Source organism: Marinobacter sediminum (genome assembly GCF_016820575.1).
GTDB classification, from domain to species: Bacteria; Pseudomonadota; Gammaproteobacteria; order Pseudomonadales; family Oleiphilaceae; genus Marinobacter; species Marinobacter sediminum.
Window position 1 is genome coordinate 24,064 of the sequence record NZ_JAEMQH010000004.1, and the last position, 15,357, is coordinate 39,420.

At 58.4% G+C, this 15,357-nt stretch carries 13 protein-coding genes; 10 read left to right on the forward strand and 3 right to left on the reverse strand.

What is annotated here, in order from left to right:
- The first annotated feature begins 6 nt into the window (after positions 1-6).
- From FGO67_RS15570 to rdgC, 5 genes are all read left to right on the forward strand, one after another.
- Positions 7-756: a YciK family oxidoreductase gene (locus FGO67_RS15570; RefSeq protein WP_203301611.1), complete on the forward strand. Its 750-nt coding sequence runs from the start codon at positions 7-9 to the stop codon at positions 754-756.
- Positions 756-989 carry a glutaredoxin family protein gene (locus tag FGO67_RS15575; protein ID WP_203301612.1) on the forward strand — a complete coding sequence of 78 codons (234 nt, stop codon included), beginning with the start codon at positions 756-758 and terminating at the stop codon, positions 987-989. Before FGO67_RS15570 ends, FGO67_RS15575 begins: the two co-directional genes overlap by 1 nt.
- A gap of 12 nt (positions 990-1,001) precedes the next feature.
- A complete protein-coding gene (gene yaaA / locus FGO67_RS15580; protein WP_203301613.1) occupies positions 1,002-1,772 on the forward strand; it encodes a peroxide stress protein YaaA in 771 nt (256 codons plus the stop codon).
- Positions 1,773-1,797: 25 nt separating this feature from the next.
- On the forward strand, positions 1,798-1,998 hold the full coding sequence (locus FGO67_RS15585; protein WP_138440459.1) for a DUF2788 domain-containing protein: 201 nt from the start codon (positions 1,798-1,800) through the stop codon (positions 1,996-1,998).
- Positions 1,999-2,102: 104 nt separating this feature from the next.
- The gene (gene rdgC / locus FGO67_RS15590) at positions 2,103-3,029 is read left to right on the forward strand and encodes a recombination-associated protein RdgC (RefSeq protein WP_203301614.1); all 927 of its coding nucleotides are present in this window, start codon (positions 2,103-2,105) and stop codon (positions 3,027-3,029) included.
- Positions 3,030-3,050: 21 nt separating this feature from the next.
- On the opposite strand, the gene FGO67_RS15595 is transcribed toward rdgC, so the two are convergent.
- A complete protein-coding gene (locus tag FGO67_RS15595) occupies positions 3,051-5,795 on the reverse strand; it encodes a bifunctional acetate--CoA ligase family protein/GNAT family N-acetyltransferase (protein ID WP_203301615.1) in 2,745 nt (914 codons plus the stop codon).
- 209 nt (positions 5,796-6,004) lie between these two features.
- Between FGO67_RS15595 and FGO67_RS15600 the strand changes: the two genes are divergently transcribed.
- On the forward strand, positions 6,005-6,931 hold the full coding sequence (locus tag FGO67_RS15600; protein ID WP_203301616.1) for a histone deacetylase family protein: 927 nt from the start codon (positions 6,005-6,007) through the stop codon (positions 6,929-6,931).
- Here the strand turns inward: FGO67_RS15600 and FGO67_RS15605 are convergent.
- The gene (locus tag FGO67_RS15605; RefSeq protein WP_203301617.1) at positions 6,928-7,851 is read right to left on the reverse strand and encodes a flagellar protein MotY; all 924 of its coding nucleotides are present in this window, start codon (positions 7,849-7,851) and stop codon (positions 6,928-6,930) included. The genes FGO67_RS15600 and FGO67_RS15605 overlap by 4 nt on opposite strands.
- Positions 7,852-8,016: 165 nt before the next feature.
- On the opposite strand from FGO67_RS15605, the gene pyrC reads away from it, so the two are divergent.
- Positions 8,017-9,048, forward strand: a complete 1,032-nt coding sequence (gene pyrC, locus FGO67_RS15610) for a dihydroorotase (protein ID WP_203301618.1) — start codon at positions 8,017-8,019, stop codon at positions 9,046-9,048.
- Positions 9,049-9,092: 44 nt separating this feature from the next.
- Positions 9,093-9,746: a ribonuclease T gene (gene rnt / locus FGO67_RS15615; RefSeq protein ID WP_203301619.1), complete on the forward strand. Its 654-nt coding sequence runs from the start codon at positions 9,093-9,095 to the stop codon at positions 9,744-9,746.
- Between the two features lie 51 nt (positions 9,747-9,797).
- Here the strand turns inward: rnt and FGO67_RS15620 are convergent, their stop codons facing one another.
- Positions 9,798-11,783 carry an SDR family oxidoreductase gene (locus FGO67_RS15620; protein WP_203301620.1) on the reverse strand — a complete coding sequence of 662 codons (1,986 nt, stop codon included), beginning with the start codon at positions 11,781-11,783 and terminating at the stop codon, positions 9,798-9,800.
- 385 nt (positions 11,784-12,168) lie between these two features.
- On the opposite strand from FGO67_RS15620, the gene FGO67_RS15625 reads away from it, so the two are divergent.
- Both FGO67_RS15625 and FGO67_RS15630 read left to right on the forward strand, forming a co-directional pair.
- Positions 12,169-12,468, forward strand: coding sequence for a hypothetical protein (locus FGO67_RS15625; protein WP_041342907.1), 300 nt, complete (start codon positions 12,169-12,171; stop codon positions 12,466-12,468).
- Positions 12,469-12,503: 35 nt separating this feature from the next.
- On the forward strand, positions 12,504-15,356 hold the full coding sequence (locus tag FGO67_RS15630) for an insulinase family protein (protein WP_203301621.1): 2,853 nt from the start codon (positions 12,504-12,506) through the stop codon (positions 15,354-15,356).
- Position 15,357: the final 1 nt, after the last annotated feature.

Here is a 15,357-nt window from a genome sequence, read left to right on the forward strand (position 1 = left end):
CAGGTTATGCACGATTACCAAGCGCCCGCCGATCTTCTGCAAGACCGCATCATCATGGTGACCGGGGCTGGCAGCGGTATTGGCCGGGCAGCTGCCCTGACCTACGCAGCCCACGGCGCTACCGTGATCCTGGTCGGCCGTACCGTTTCCAAACTGGAAGCGGTGTACGACGAGATCGAAGCCGCCGGCCACCCGAAGCCCGCCATTGTGCCGATGAACTTCGAGGGCGCTGCGGTTAAGGACTACGAAGAACTGGCGATGACCCTGGAAGACAACTTCGACCACCTGGATGGCATTCTCCACAATGCCGCCATCCTCGGAGACCGCAGTCCGGTTGAGTTGTACGACCCGGAAATGTGGAACAAGGTGATGCACGTGAATGCCACCGCGCCCTTCCTCCTGAGCCGCGCGATGATTCCCCTGCTGCGCAAATCCACCGACGCCTCGGTGATCTTCACCTCCTCCGGTGTCGGCCGGAAAGCCAAGGCGTATTGGGGCGCCTATGCGGTGTCCAAGTTTGCCGTCGAAGGCCTGAGTCAACTGATGGCTGATGAGCTGGATGACGAGCGCCACAACGTGCGAGTGAACAGTCTGAACCCCGGCGCTACCCGTACCAATATGAGGGCGCACGCCTATCCGGCCGAGAACCCTCAGCAGAATCCCGCGCCCGAGGAGCTGATGCCCATTTACCTGTACCTGATGGGTAAAGACAGCCAGGGCGTTAACGGTCAACAACTGGACGCGCAGCCAAAATAATGGAGCTGCTGTTCTACACCACCACCCAGTGCCACCTGTGTGAGCTGGCCGAAGCGCTGCTGGTCAATACGCCTATGCCCGCGCCGATTCCGGTCGACGTTGTGGACATTGTCCAGTCCGAAGAACTGGTTGAGCGTTATGGAACGCGCATACCGGTCCTGCGCCGCAACGACACCGGCGCCGAACTGGACTGGCCATTCACCAGGGATCAGTTACTCACGTTTCTTCAATGAGGATTGCCTGACATGCTTATGGTCATTTCTCCTGCCAAGACCCTCGATTACGAGAGTCCTCTGGCAACGGAATCCCATACCCAACCGGAGTTTCTCAATCACGCCTGCGAGCTGATCGATCAGCTCAAGGAACTGGAGCCTCACCAGGTCAGCAACCTGATGAGCATCAGCGAAAAACTGGGCCAGCTCAACGCCGAGCGCTTTCAGAACTGGCACACGCCGTTCAGCCTGGAGAATGCCCGCCAGGCTTCGCTCGCGTTCAAAGGCGATGTCTACACCGGGCTGGCCGCCCAGAGCTTCAGCGAGGACGATTTTGCCTTTGCACAGAACCACCTGCGCATGCTCTCAGGGCTGTATGGCCTGCTGAGGCCGCTCGATTTGATGCAGCCTTACCGGCTGGAAATGGGTACAAAGTTTGAGAACAGCCGCGGCAAAGACCTTTATGCCTTCTGGGGCAGCATCCTGACCGAGGAGCTTAACCGCCTGCTCGCCTCCGACGATGGAGTGTTGGTGAACCTGGCCTCCAACGAGTACTTCAAGAGCATCAAGAAGAAAGAACTGAATGCTCGTCTGATCACGCCGCAGTTCAAGGACTGGAAAAATGGCCAGTACAAAATGATCAGCTTCTACGCCAAGAAAGCCCGGGGCTTGATGTGCCGCTTTGCCATCGAAAACCGGATCACCCAGGCCGATGACCTGAAAGGCTTTAACCTCGACGGCTATTACTTCAGCGAGGAACAGTCCGAAGGTAATAACTGGGTGTTCCTGCGGGACCAAGCTTAGCTATTGAACCAAGGTTTTTTACCCGATGAATGAAGCAGTGTTTTCACAAATCGCCATGCTGGTGCTACTGACCGGGCTAATTGTCTGGATGGGCATCATCGTCTGGGACCTAGCCAAGAAATCCAAGGCTGGTAAGTTTGGGACCCTGGCACTCTTTACTGTGCTGGGAGCCGGGGTGGTCGGCTTTCTGGTCAAGACCGTGATGGTGGAGATCATGAACCTCTGACGCCTGAGTCGTCACTTTACGGCCACTAACCGGTGGCCGTATCATCCCTGCCCCTTTTTCGTTTTCTGAATCGTCTAATCTTTTAAACGCAAGGAACAAGCCTGATGTGGTTTCGTAATGCCCGTGTTTTCCGATTTACCAAACCCTTTGATATCTCAGCTGAAGAGCTGGAAGAAAAACTCCAGGCCGACACCTTCAAGCCCTGTGGCCCTCAGGAAACTACCCGGCAAGGCTGGGTGCCTCCGCTCGGCAAGCACGGTGAGCTGCTGGTTCACAGTGCCGACGGCTACCACTTGATCGCCTTGCGCAAAGAAGAAAAGATCCTGCCCGGCGCGGTGGTCAAAGAAGCCGTTGAGGAGAAGGCGGAAGCGATCGAAATTGACCAGGGCCGGAAGGTTCGTCGCAAAGAAAAAGATGAAATCAAAGAACAGGTCATGCTTGAAATGCTGCCCCAGGCGTTCTCGAAGAACCGCCGCAGCTTTGCCTACCTGGCTCCGAAAGACGGCGTTCTGGTGGTCGATGCCGGCTCTGCCAAGCAGGCCGAGGATCTGGCCTCAACCCTGCGCAAGAGCCTCGGCTCGCTGCCGGTACGGCCGCCAGCGGTGGAACAGGCACCGGCGTTTACCTTTACTGGCTGGCTGAACGAAAGCATCGACATTCCCGGCAAGGTGGTTCTGGGCAACGAGTGTGAGCTGAAAGATCCGTCGGAGGACGGCCGTGTGGTGCGTTGCAAGGGGCTGGACCTGAAGGCCGACGAAATCCGCAACCACCTGGATGCCGGCATGCAGGTCACCAAGCTTTCCCTCACCTGGGACGATAACGTGTCGTTCGTGCTGGACGAAGAGCTCGGCATTAAACGCCTGAAATTTGGTGAGACCCTGCAGGAGCAGCTGGATGACGTCGATGCCGATGATGCCGCTGCCAAATTCGACGCAGCCTTCACCCTGATGACCCTGGAGCTGTCCCGGCTGATTCCGGGCCTGCTCGAAGCCATGGGTGGCGAGGACCGCTCGGCCATCGTCGAGGAGTAAGTCTTGCGGGCAGGAGCTTCCCTAGTGGGAGCTCTTGCCCAGCCGCTCCCGCTGCCAATCCTTCTCCGGCTCGTTCAACACCAGCCGGAGATCCATCACTTCTTCTTCCAGGTTGTACTTGACCTCAAAGCCCAGATGCTCGGCCAGTTGCAGCATTGGCCGGTTATCGGGCAGAACATTACCCACCATTTCCACCGTGCCGCGGGCTCGACAGTAATCGATCATCTTCTGCATCAGCGCGACCCCCAGGCCCTCGCCTTTCATCTTGTCGTGTACCATCACCGCGAATTCGCACTGCAGGTTGTCGGCGTCGGTCCAGGTGCGGACCGTACCCAGGGTTTCCTCGCCCTCGGCGTCTTCACGGGGCGCATTGGCAATGAACACCATCTCGCGGTCGTAATCAATCTGCACCATTTGCGCCACGTCTTCCCGTGAAAAGTGTTTGCGATACTGGAAGAACCGGTAACGAATGGATTCAGGTGACTGCAGCTCGTGAAAGGCGCGGTGGGCCGGCTCGTCCTGGGCCAGCACCGGGCGAATAATGACCCGGCGTCCGGATTTCGGCAGCACGATCCACTCCTCCAGCTCCCGGGGATAGGCCTGAATGATCGGCTGGCTCGCCTCATCACAAACACTGATAGCGATATTAACGGCAACGGCACCCTGCTCGTTAAATAGCAGCGGCGAAATTTCCAGGCCCTGAATTTCGGGAATGTCGATCACGATCTGGGACAGAGTCACCAGGGTTTCGGACACTGCCCGCACGTCCTCTTCCGGTTGCAGGCTGTTTTCTTTCAGTAGCTTATACATGTAGGTGCGGCGCAGCAGCTCCCTCGCCAGCACCATATTCAGCGGTGGCAAGGCAATCTGGCGGTCGGTGGTAACGTTGATCTCGGCACCAGAGGCCCCGCACACCACCAATGGCCCGAACAGCGAATCCCGGGTAATGCCAACGCTGAATTCGACGCCACCGACGTGCTGGTACGAATACTGGACGGCAAATCCCAGGAAGCCGCTATCGGGAAAATGCAGCCGGTACTCCTCCATCAAGTAACGGCAGGCGTCGATGATAGCCGGCTCGCCGTTCAGCTTCTGCATGGTGCCTTTGTAGCGACGCTGACTGGGGCTAAGCTTGACGAACGGCTGACAGGCCTGCTCGTGAATGATGGTGACATCCACCGGCCGGCGTTCCACCGCAAAGGCCTCGAGCACTTCTTCCATGTCGTCACAGTACATGGTGTCGATGGTTTTAATGCCGTAATCAGCAGTCAACTCCCGCGCTTCCTGGTTCGACAGGTGATTGCGACCGGCACGCAAGGCCCTGAGCACTGCCCGCCGGGTATGACCACGATCGGCATAATGATCGGTGAACGACTCCGGGGTTTCAGTCAGCAAGCGCTGCACCCGCTGATGCCGCACATGTTGCATGAAGGCCATGACCGCCTTTTCCGGACTAAAGAAAGAAGGCACCCCGGCCCGATAGAACTCGTCCCGGGCATCCATCACCGTGCTCTGGCCCAGCCAGCAGGTAAACACATTCAAGCGCGTACCCTTTGCTGCCTGGACCACCGCATCGGCGATCTGCAGGCTGTCTTCAGTCAGACTGGGCGCGTACATGACCAGCACGTTGGCCACTTCCGGGTCTTTGGCCAGCACCTTGATGGCCTTAGCGTACAGCTCGGGCGAGGCATCGTAGTTGAGGTCGACGGGGTTTCGGCGGGTCCAGTAAGGTGGCAACATTTCGGCCAGCGCGTTGATACTTTGATCTGATAGCTGGGCCAGTTCGCCGCCCAGATCCGCCAGCCGGTCGACCGCCAACACACCCGGCCCTACCCCATTGGCCATGATGGCGAGGGTTTCACGGCGTAGTGGCCGCATCCGGGTCAGTGTTTCCAGGGCATCGAACATCTGGCCGAGGCCATCCACCCGCAACACACCGGCTCGTTGCAGCATAGCGTCGTAGATCGGATCACTTCGATGCAAACCCGCCGGAAGCTGGTGGGCAAACCATTCCGACTCCGGCACGCGACCGGATTTCACCGCGATCACGGGCTTGGTCCGGGACGCTACCCGGACCGCTGACATGAACCGGCGCGGGTTGGGAATATTCTCAATGTGCAACAGGATGGCGCGGGTCTGGGTATCCTGAGCCAGGTAATCAATCAGGTCATCGTGATCGATGTCCATACCGTCACCAAGAGTCAGGAAATAGGAAAAACCCACCCCCCGGGCGAAGGCCCAGTCTATTACCGAGCTGGCGATGGTGCCTGACTGGCCAACGAACGCCACCTTGCCGGGAATCGCACCCATATGGGCGTATGTCGCGTTCAGACTCCGGGCCGGCACCATCAGCCCGATGGTGTTCGGCCCCAGCACGCGAATGCCGGTTTCCCGCGCGGCTTCGCGTACCGAATACATCAGCGGCTGCCCGGTTTTACTGTGGGTTCGGGACATGCCCCCGGTCATTACAATGGCCGTACGCACACCCGCTTCGCCCAGCCGCTTGATGGTCTTGGCAACTGTGTCCGGCGGCGTACAGATAATCGCCAGCTCTGGCGAAAAGTCCATCTTGGCGACCTTTTTGACGCAGGGCACGCCATGAACGTTGTCGTAATCGTTCTGGTTGACCACCAGCAGCTTGCCGGGATAGCCGCCGCCCATGAGGTTTCGCAGCACCATGCCACCAAGGCTGTTCGACCGCTCCGACGCACCAATTACCACGATGGAGGCGGGATTAAACAGACTTTCAAGGTATCGGGTACTCAAACAGACTCTCCTTGGGTGCCAGGCGCTTGGCCCTAAAGGTGGTAACTCTCAGAAATCAGGTGAGTTATGACTGACCTTCTTATCTTAGGCCCTGATCGATCGATGTAAAACGGCTAGCCCTGGCTTTACGACCAAAGAAACACGGCAGTCTCGTTTATTCCCTGATAACATTGGTGAAAATACAAGCAGATTCAGGGCGTCAGACACGTATGACCACGGCATTTTTTTCCCACGACGACTGTTTGAAGCACAACATGGGTCCGGGACATCCGGAATGCCCGGAGCGGATTTCAGCCATTCTCAGCTACCTCGCCGAAACCGGTCTGGACCAGAACCTGGACTGGGTCCGGCCTGAGGAAATCACCCGTGATCAACTGCTAACCGTACATCCTGAAAAGTACCTGCACCAGCTCGACCTGATGCAGCCGACCCGCGGCCGGGTGTTTACCGACCCTGATACCGCAATGATGCCGGATACCTTGCGGGCCGCTCGTCTGTCAGCTGGCGCCAGTGTGCAGGCCGTAGACATGGTTATGAGTGGCCAGGTAACGAATGCCTTTGTCTGTGCGCGTCCACCCGGGCATCATGCCGAACGGGCAAAATCGATGGGGTTCTGTTTCTACAACAACATCGCATTGGCCGCGATGCGGGCCCTGACCTTCCACCAGCTGGAACGAGTGGCCATCATAGATTTCGACGTGCACCAGGGCAATGGCACGGTAGATATCGTCGGTGGTGATGAGCGCATTCTCATGTGCTCAAGCTTCCAGCATCCGTTCTATCCCCACTCCCACGTTCACAGACAAGCCAGCAACATCATCAACACCCCCATTGCCGCTGGCTGCGCTGCCATCGAATACCGCAAGACCATCGAGAATGCCTGGATGCAAAGACTGCGAGACTTCGATCCTCAACTGATCCTGATTTCAGCCGGCTTCGATGGCCACGCGCTGGATCCCCTGGCGGAGTTGAATCTGGAAGTGGACGACTATCGCTGGTTGACGGAAATGATTGTCGGCGTGGCCCGTGACCACGCCAATGACCGGGTCATTTCAACCCTGGAAGGTGGCTATCACCTCAAGGCCCTCGCTGAGAGCGTTGCGGCTCATGTGCAGGTGCTGAAGTCGGTCAATTAACCCGGGCCATCCTGGGCTGAATCACCGCCATAACCGTTGGCCTGCTGAAGCTCGGGGCGCTCGCCCTCACGCTGCAAGCGAATGTTGGTCCGGCGGTTGTCCGCCGGGCGCCGTGAAACCGGGTATTGGTCGCCATGGGCGCGCACGGTAATCAAATCCTCGGACACACCTCGGGCCTTCAGATAGTCCGCCACCACATTGGCGCGCTTTTCGGACAGTGCCCGGTTGTCGATCCGGCTGCCCAGACGGTCACTGTGGCCATCAACGAACACCCTTTCGACGCTGGGGTCAGCCATAACAAAGGCGACTACGTTGTCCAGCAATGCCCGATCGCCGTTGGAGAGACTGGCACTGCCACTGGCGAACGGAATGCGGGAACGGCGGATCTGATCGTAATTCACCGGCAGCAGATTCGCGGTGCAGGCCTGGTAGTTCTGGAACTGCCCGGAGAAATTGACGTTAGATACATGCACTCGCACCAGGCGACCATCGAACCAGGATTCCCGGCTGACGGTGGGACGCATACCCTGCAACAAGCCCTGAACCAACACCATAGCCTGACGGGTATCGAGCAGCACCGGACGATTACTGTCCGACACCGTCACTTTGCCCATGGACCTGGGCGCGACACCTGGCCGCCAAGCCGGTGCTTCCACCACCAGAGTGCCCCGGCCCGGTCGCATCAGCGGGGATGAGGACTCGAGGAAAAACGTCAGCTGTTCCCCTGCCCGATGCCGGAACACCGCCTTGCCGTATCCGGGAACCTCATGCACCAGGGCGCATTCGAAGACGGACTCTGACAGGTACCACTGACTGTTCTCGATACCGGCACCGAAGCTCGCGGCATCAACAGAGGCCGACACCCCAAGCGTCAAGGCGCCGAGCAGATTCGGAAATAATTTGGGAAAGCTGGATGCCATAACGGTTTACCGACGCTCTTGAGTATTTCAGCATATAGCCTGTTTAACGGCGCCCGCGGCACTGACTTTAGCGCCGGATACAAAAACAAACACTCGCCCCTTCTGCTATAATCCGCAAAATTTTCTCAGGGCCATGGCCCACTGACCGAATCGCGGAAACCGCCCATGACCGATCAGATCACCCTCACCCGACCCGACGACTGGCACCTGCACGTTCGCGATGGCGACATTCTCGCCGACGTGGTACCAGCCACCGCCGCCTGCTTCGGGCGAGCCATCATCATGCCGAACCTGGTACCGCCGGTCGTTACGGCGACGGACGCGACGGCCTATCGGGACCGGATCCTGGCGGCCGCCGAGGGCACCGAATTTCAGCCGCTGATGACTCTGTATCTGACCGAGGGAACCACGCCAGAGACTATCCGAGAAGCCAAGGCTGCGGGCGTGGTGGCTGCAAAACTCTACCCGGCCGGTGCGACCACCAACTCGGCGTCGGGCGTGAAAGATATTCGCAACATCTACCCTGTACTGGATGCCATGGCCGAATGCGGCATGTTGCTCCTGGTTCACGGCGAGGTCACCGACGCGGACATCGACATTTTCGACCGTGAGAAGGTCTTCCTGGAGCGAGTTCTGACCCCTACCATGGAAGCCTTCCCCAGCCTGAAGGTGGTTCTGGAGCACATCACCACCGCGGATTCCGCGGAGTTTGTGCGGCAACACAAGGGTGACAACCTGGCCGCAACCCTGACGCCCCAACACCTGATGTACAACCGCAACCACATGCTGGTGGGCGGTATTCGGCCGCACCTGTACTGCCTGCCAATTCTGAAGCGTAACCGCCACCAACAGGCCCTGCGCGATGCCGTTGCCAGCGGTGACAAGCGTTTCTTCCTGGGTACCGATTCGGCGCCCCATTCCAAGGACCGCAAGGAAGCCGCCTGCGGTTGCGCCGGCTGTTACTCAGCCTACGGCGCACTGAGCCTGTACGCAGATGTGTTCGAAGAGCTTGGCATTCTGGACAAACTGGAAGCATTCGCCAGCTTCAACGGCGCAGACTTCTACGGCCTGCCGCGCAACCGCGACACCGTTACCCTGGTGCGCGAGCCCTGGACCATGCCGGACCAGCTACCGCTGGCCAACGGCCACATCGTGCCACTGAAGGCGGGTGAAACCGTTCACTGGCGCCTTGCGTAAAAAATCACCCTGACCTTTTATCACCTGGCACGACCGGAGTTTGAGTGACTGACGAAAACAAAGAACCGCATCCGATGTCCCGCCGCTTTCGCGGCTTTTTACCCGTGGTTGTTGACGTGGAAACCGCAGGTTTCAACCCGGAACGGGATGCCCTCCTTGAAGTGGCCGCCGTGCTGCTGACCATGGACGAAGACGGCTACTTGGTGCGTGGCGAGACCCACGTACAACAGATAGATCCGTTTGAAGGCGCCAACCTGGAACAGTCGGCCCTCGACTTCACCGGCATTGATCCCTGGAATCCGGAGCGGGAAGCCGTCCCGGAGCGGGAAGGCCTGAGCGAAATTTTCACCCCTATTCGGAAGGCAGTGAAAGCCTTTGACTGCAAGCGAGCGGTGCTGGTGGGCCACAATGCCACCTTCGATCATAATTTCGTTTTTGCCGCGGCCATGCGTTCGGACATCAAGCGCAATCCGTTCCACCCGTTCTCAACGTTCGACACCGCTACCCTGGCCGGTCTCGCCTATGGTCACACAGTTCTGGCCCAGGCCTGCAAACTGGCCGGGATTCCCTTCAACAATAAGGAGGCGCACTCCGCCGCCTACGATGCCGAAAAAACCGCCGATCTGTTCTGCGGCATCGTCAACCGCTGGAAAGAGTTGGGTGGGTTTCCACCACCACCGGTGGAAGAATCGGAATAATAGCCATAAAAAAACCCCGCCAAGGCGGGGTTTTTCATTGCAGCGCGTGGCTTACCAGTAGATGCCGCGCATGATCGCCGCGAAGGCCACCTGCTCAGACGACACCTTCGGCTTCTGGCCAGACTTGCTACCTGCCGCTGCCGGTGAATCCGGGAACATGCGGTAGCCGGTGTTCATCACGATCTCACCCATCTTCGGCGCCAGTGCATGCAGCACCTGGGCAAAGATACCCAGACGCGTAGCAATGCGCTTCGGACGGTAGACAATGGCTTCGGCAACCATGTCGGCTGCTTCGTCCGGAGTCAGAGTCGGCACCGAATCGTAGATCTTGGTCGGCGCGATCATCGGCGTCTTCACCAGCGGCATGTTGATGGTGGTGAAGGTGACGTTGCGATCCGACCACTCGGCCGCGGCACAGCGACTGAACGCATCCAAAGCGGACTTGGACGCAACGTACGCGGAGAAACGCGGCGCGTTGGTCAGTACACCGATGGAGGAGATGTTGATCACGTGTCCACGACGACGCTCCAGCATCTTAGGCGCGAAGCCCATGATCAGGCGCACGGAGCCGAAGTAGTTCAGCTGCATGGTGCGCTCGAAATCGTGGAAACGGTCGAAGGACAGGTCCAGGGAACGACGAATTGACCGGCCGGCGTTGTTGACCAGAACATCGACATGGCCGTGGTTATCCAGAACGGTTTCCACGAAACGATCGGCGTCTTCCATCTCAGAGAAGTCACACTGGTAGGCGTGCACACTGGCGCCGCGGGATTCAAGTTCCTCGGCCACTTCTTTCAGGCGCTCCGGTTTACGGGCACCGATCACCAGGATGGCACCTGCGTCCGCAAGCTTCTGCGCTGTGGCAAGGCCGATACCGGAGGTTGCGCCGGTAACCACGCACACGCGTCCTTCAACGGTTCCGCGCAGGGTGCGGTCCTTGAACAGGTCCGGATCCAGGTTGCGCTCCCAGTAATCCCAGATTACTGCGGAGTATTCATCCAACCGCGGCACTTCAATACCGGTGTCCTTCAGCACGCGCTCAGTTTCACGGGCATCGAAACGGGTTGGGTAGTTGATAAAAGACATGACGGAGGGCGGAATGCCCATGTCATCCAGCACGGCGCTGGTCAGTCGCTTCACCGGCGGCAGATTCTTCAGGCTCTGGCGGATGAACGGCGGGATGAATCCGAACATGCGGGAGTCAATGCGCATACCCATCTTGGGCGCGTGACCGGCTTCCGAGAAGATGTTCAGGATTTCGCCAACTTTGTACGGATCGGAATCCACCAGGTGGAAGCACTTGCCGTCTTCATCTTCCAGGTGGGCAATGTGGTCCATGGCGTTAACCACGAAGTCGACCGGTACAATGTTCAGTCGGCCACCTTCGATACCAATAGTAGGAACCCACTGCGGCAGCGCGTGACGGATCTTCTGGATCATCTTGAAGAAGTAATAAGGACCATCAACCTTGTCCATTTCACCGGTCTTGGAGTGACCAATGACCATTCCCGGACGGTAGATGCGGAACGGAACCTTGCACTCCTCGCGCACCAGCTTTTCAGACTCGTGCTTGGTGAGCAGGTAGGGATGGTCCAGCTTCTCCGCTTCTTCGAACATGTCTTCGCGGAAGGTGCCCTTGAACATGCCGGCGGCGGCAATGGAGGACACGTGATGGAAGTGCTTGGCTCCCATGGCTTCAGCAGCATTCACCGCAGCGCGGGTGCCTTCGATGTTGGTCGCCTGCTGGGCTTCCTCGTCGGCACCCATGTCGTACACGGCAGCCAGGTGGAAGAAATGATCAATATTACCTTCCAGCTCTTTCATGGCCTTGGCATCGATACCAAGGTTCTTGCTGGTGAGGTCGCCAATAACGGCCTTCACCTGCGACTCGTCTGCACCCCAGCGCTCTCTCAGCTGCTCAAGCTTGCCGAGAGACTGCTCGCGCACAAGTACGTGAACTGTGCCCCCACGTGCCAACAGCTTTTCAACGAGAAAACGGCCAATGAATCCGGTGCCACCCGTCAGGAAATAGTTCATCAATTCTCCACCCTGTTTGTTGCCTATTTATTGTCTATCCATGCCGGCACCCTCTTAGACTTTAGTCGTAAGAATTGCCGGGAATGACGGCATTGTACTTAATTGCAACTTTTATGTATCGAACTTTTTTAGAGCTTTTACTCTGTAACTTGTTGTTTTTATTAGAGCTATTACTCTAACTCTGGGCAGGGAGCCGCTTGGGGCGCCTGTCTGCCATGCCGACACAACGGTTCAGAGATTAGCACATCAAACGATCACTGCACGCCCTCGCGTTCGATTGCCGGAAAGCAATGAAACACCTCGCCAGCAATGACATAATCGGGAACTTAATGCGCCGCCTGGCGTCATCAACACAAGCTCCAATCCAGCACTTGCGGAAACCATCATGAACAAAGACGATCCCAACGCCGAACGCTACATCACCATCGCCCGCGCCTGCCTCAAGGCCATCAACGACACCGCCGAACATTCCGGTAGCCGCGAAGAAAAGATTCAAGCGGTGTACCAAGCCATTGATTCGGCGTTCCAGGCTGAATTCTCCGAGTACCGGCAATCCGTTGCCATCATGGCCACCGTATTGGAACGTATCGCATCCGGCCAGCTTGATGCCGATAGCGCCGCAGACCTGGCCCGGAAAACGCTCGACCAGCAGCCGGAGACTACTCGCAACGCCCTGATGCACTGAGCACTCCTGAACTCGCAATCAACAATCGAGGCATTATGAGCACTGGCACCCTCCATACCACCATCACGCGCCCACGTTTCGCCGGCACCCTGGCTTTGATTGCCCTGCTCTTCAGCAGCGCCCTGGCCGTTGCCGCCGAACCGCCCACCAAGAGCCCGAACGACGATAATGACTATCGCATCCTGGAACTGGATAACGGCCTGCGCGCGGTGTTGGTCTCGGATGAGGACGCCGATAAAGCAGCTGCCTCGCTGAATGTCGCGGTCGGCAGCGGAGACGACCCGGCCGACCGTGAGGGACTTGCCCATTTCCTCGAGCACATGCTGTTCTTGGGTACTGAAAAGTATCCGGAGCCCGGCGAATACCAGCAGTTCATCAAGAGCCACGGCGGCAGTCACAACGCGTTCACCGCTTTCCAGGACACCAATTATTTCTTTGATGTCGAGGCCCAGTTTCTGGAGCCTGCGCTGGACCGGTTTGCCGAGCAGTTTGCGGCCCCTCTGTTTACCGCTGACCTGGTAGACCGCGAGCGCAATGCCGTGCATTCAGAGTTCAGCTCCAAACAAAAGGAAGACGGTCGGCGCTTTTACTCGGTCAAAAAGGCGGCCAGCAACCCCGAGCACGCCTTTAACCAGTTTGCAGTGGGTAACCTCAGTACGCTGGAGAACACCGAGGACAACCCACTGCGGCCAGATCTGATCCAGTTCTGGAAAGACAGCTACTCCGCCAATCTGATGACCTTGGCAGTGTACGGTCCACAAACGCTGGATGAGTTGGAGCAGATGGTACGCAGTCGCTTCGATGCCATTGAAAACCGCCAGCTCACCCAGAAACCACATCCGGCTGCCTTTTACCTCCCTGAAACACTGCCGGCCAAAGTCACCGCTGACGCTATCAAAGATGTGCGCAGCCTGACCCTGTCGTTCCCCATTCCGTCCCAGGAAGCGAATTACCGCACCAAACCGGCAAGCTACATCGCCAACCTGTTGGGCCACGAAGGCCCGGGCAGTCTGTTTGATGTACTCAAGCGCGCGGGACTGGTGGAAAGCCTGTCCGCCGGGCTGGGCATGGATACCGGCGAGAGCGCCACTCTGGAAATCAGCATGACGCTGACACCGGAAGGATTGCGCCGCCATGACGACATTCTTCCGCTGGTGTTCGAGTACATTGACCAGATTCGAGCCAACGGCATCAACGAACAACGCTTCCAGGAAATGCAGCAACTGGCCCGGATCGATTTCCGGTTCCGGGAACAAAGCGACCCCATCCATGAGGTCATGTCACTGTCCCGGCAGCTGCAATACTACCCGGCAAAAGATGTTCTCAGTGCGCCCTGGTTGCTGGAGCGCTACGCCCCAGAGCAATATTCGGCCATTCTTGATCGCCTCACCCCAGACAACCTGATGGTGTTTGTGCTGGATCCGGAACCGGCCCTTGAGAACCCGCAGCAGACCGCCTGGTACGGCGCTGAATGGCAAAAGCAGGCCCTTGAGCCGGAGCGACTGCAACGCAATGCGCTGCCAGAACTGGCAACCCAGCTTCGCCTGCCCCAGCCAAACCCGTTTGTGCCTGAAGACCTGGGCATGGTGTCCGGCCCAAGCATGAACCAACCGACCCAACTGGCCAGTCGCGACGGCCTGGAAATCTGGTTTGCCCGGGATACCCGGTTCGATACGCCCAAGGCCAACGTTTTCCTGAGCCTGCGAACCCCCGCGGCGCGGGTGTCGGCCCGCAGCACCGTGCTGACGCAATTGCTGGTGGATGCGGTGAACACTAACCTGAACGCTTGGGCCTACTCGGCTCGTCTCGCCGGCCTGGACTACAGCGTGTACCCGCATCTGCGCGGCGTGACCGTGCGTGTCGGCGGTTACAGCGACAAACTCCACACACTGATGAACCGCATTCTGATGCAAGTGGCAGAGCCGACGCTGACCCGCCAACGGTTTGAAATTGCCCGCCAGAATCTGGTGGACAGCCTGGAGAACAAAGCCAAGAATCGCCCGGTGGAACAAACCTCCGAGTTCATCCAGACCGCGCTTATTGAAGGTGCCTGGAGCACCGAGGACAAACTGGAAGCGGCCCGGGAAGTCAGCCTAGACGAACTGAAGTCGTTCTCAGAGGCATTGCTGGCCGAGGTGGACCCGGTGATGCTGGCCCATGGCAACCTCACCCACGCCTACGCTCTCAACCTGGCGCAGCAGGTTCGGGCGGTAGTTCTTGATGACAGCACCATAGCCACCGTCGATCGGAGCCGAGTACGTCAGCTTCCAGCACAGGAAACCCAGGTGACCCTTGACGTTGAACATCCAGACACCGGCTACACCCTTTACATGCAAGGCGACAATACCGGCTTCGAAGAGCGCGCTCGCTTCCGCCTGCTGGCGCAAATCATCAGCAGCCCGTTCTACGAGGAACTGCGCACCAACCGGCAGTTAGGGTACATCGTTTACGCGACGCCCTTCGAGATGCTGGAAACCCCGGCCCTGGGTTTTGTGGTGCAGTCCCCAGGCGCCAGCCCAACGCAAATTGATCAAGCCGTGCGAGAATTTTCCGAAGGGTTTGAAGCGACTATCGCTGGCCTGGACGAGGCCAATCTGAAGCGCGAGAAGCAGGCGGTGATCAGCAAATTACTGGAACGCGACCGCAAGCTCGGCGACATTTCCAGCCGTTACTGGCGTGAAATCGACCGCAACGCCGACAGCTTTGACTCCCGTGAGAAACTGGCCAACGCCATTGCATCCGTAACCAAAGCGGAACTGCTGGAGACGTTCAAGCAGGCAATTATGGAACGGCAGCGCGCCTTGCGGGTGGTCACGGGCCAGGATAAAGCGAATGCCGACAGCAGCCTGACCCGCTTGATGACCCGGCCACCGGTGCCGGCCAGCTGAA

What these genes read in the sequence shown, in the direction of transcription:
- FGO67_RS15570 (WP_203301611.1), top strand. Translation starts at nt 7, where the DNA reads ATGCACGATTACCAAGCGCCCGCCGATCTTCTGCAAGACCGCATCATC.
- FGO67_RS15575 (WP_203301612.1), top strand. Translation starts at nt 756, where the DNA reads ATGGAGCTGCTGTTCTACACCACCACCCAGTGCCACCTGTGTGAGCTG.
- yaaA (WP_203301613.1), top strand. Translation starts at nt 1,002, where the DNA reads ATGCTTATGGTCATTTCTCCTGCCAAGACCCTCGATTACGAGAGTCCT.
- FGO67_RS15585 (WP_138440459.1), top strand. Translation starts at nt 1,798, where the DNA reads ATGAATGAAGCAGTGTTTTCACAAATCGCCATGCTGGTGCTACTGACC.
- rdgC (WP_203301614.1), top strand. Translation starts at nt 2,103, where the DNA reads ATGTGGTTTCGTAATGCCCGTGTTTTCCGATTTACCAAACCCTTTGAT.
- FGO67_RS15600 (WP_203301616.1), top strand. Translation starts at nt 6,005, where the DNA reads ATGACCACGGCATTTTTTTCCCACGACGACTGTTTGAAGCACAACATG.
- FGO67_RS15605 (WP_203301617.1), bottom strand. Translation starts at nt 7,851, where the DNA reads ATGGCATCCAGCTTTCCCAAATTATTTCCGAATCTGCTCGGCGCCTTG.
- pyrC (WP_203301618.1), top strand. Translation starts at nt 8,017, where the DNA reads ATGACCGATCAGATCACCCTCACCCGACCCGACGACTGGCACCTGCAC.
- FGO67_RS15620 (WP_203301620.1), bottom strand. Translation starts at nt 11,783, where the DNA reads ATGAACTATTTCCTGACGGGTGGCACCGGATTCATTGGCCGTTTTCTC.
- FGO67_RS15625 (WP_041342907.1), top strand. Translation starts at nt 12,169, where the DNA reads ATGAACAAAGACGATCCCAACGCCGAACGCTACATCACCATCGCCCGC.
- FGO67_RS15630 (WP_203301621.1), top strand. Translation starts at nt 12,504, where the DNA reads ATGAGCACTGGCACCCTCCATACCACCATCACGCGCCCACGTTTCGCC.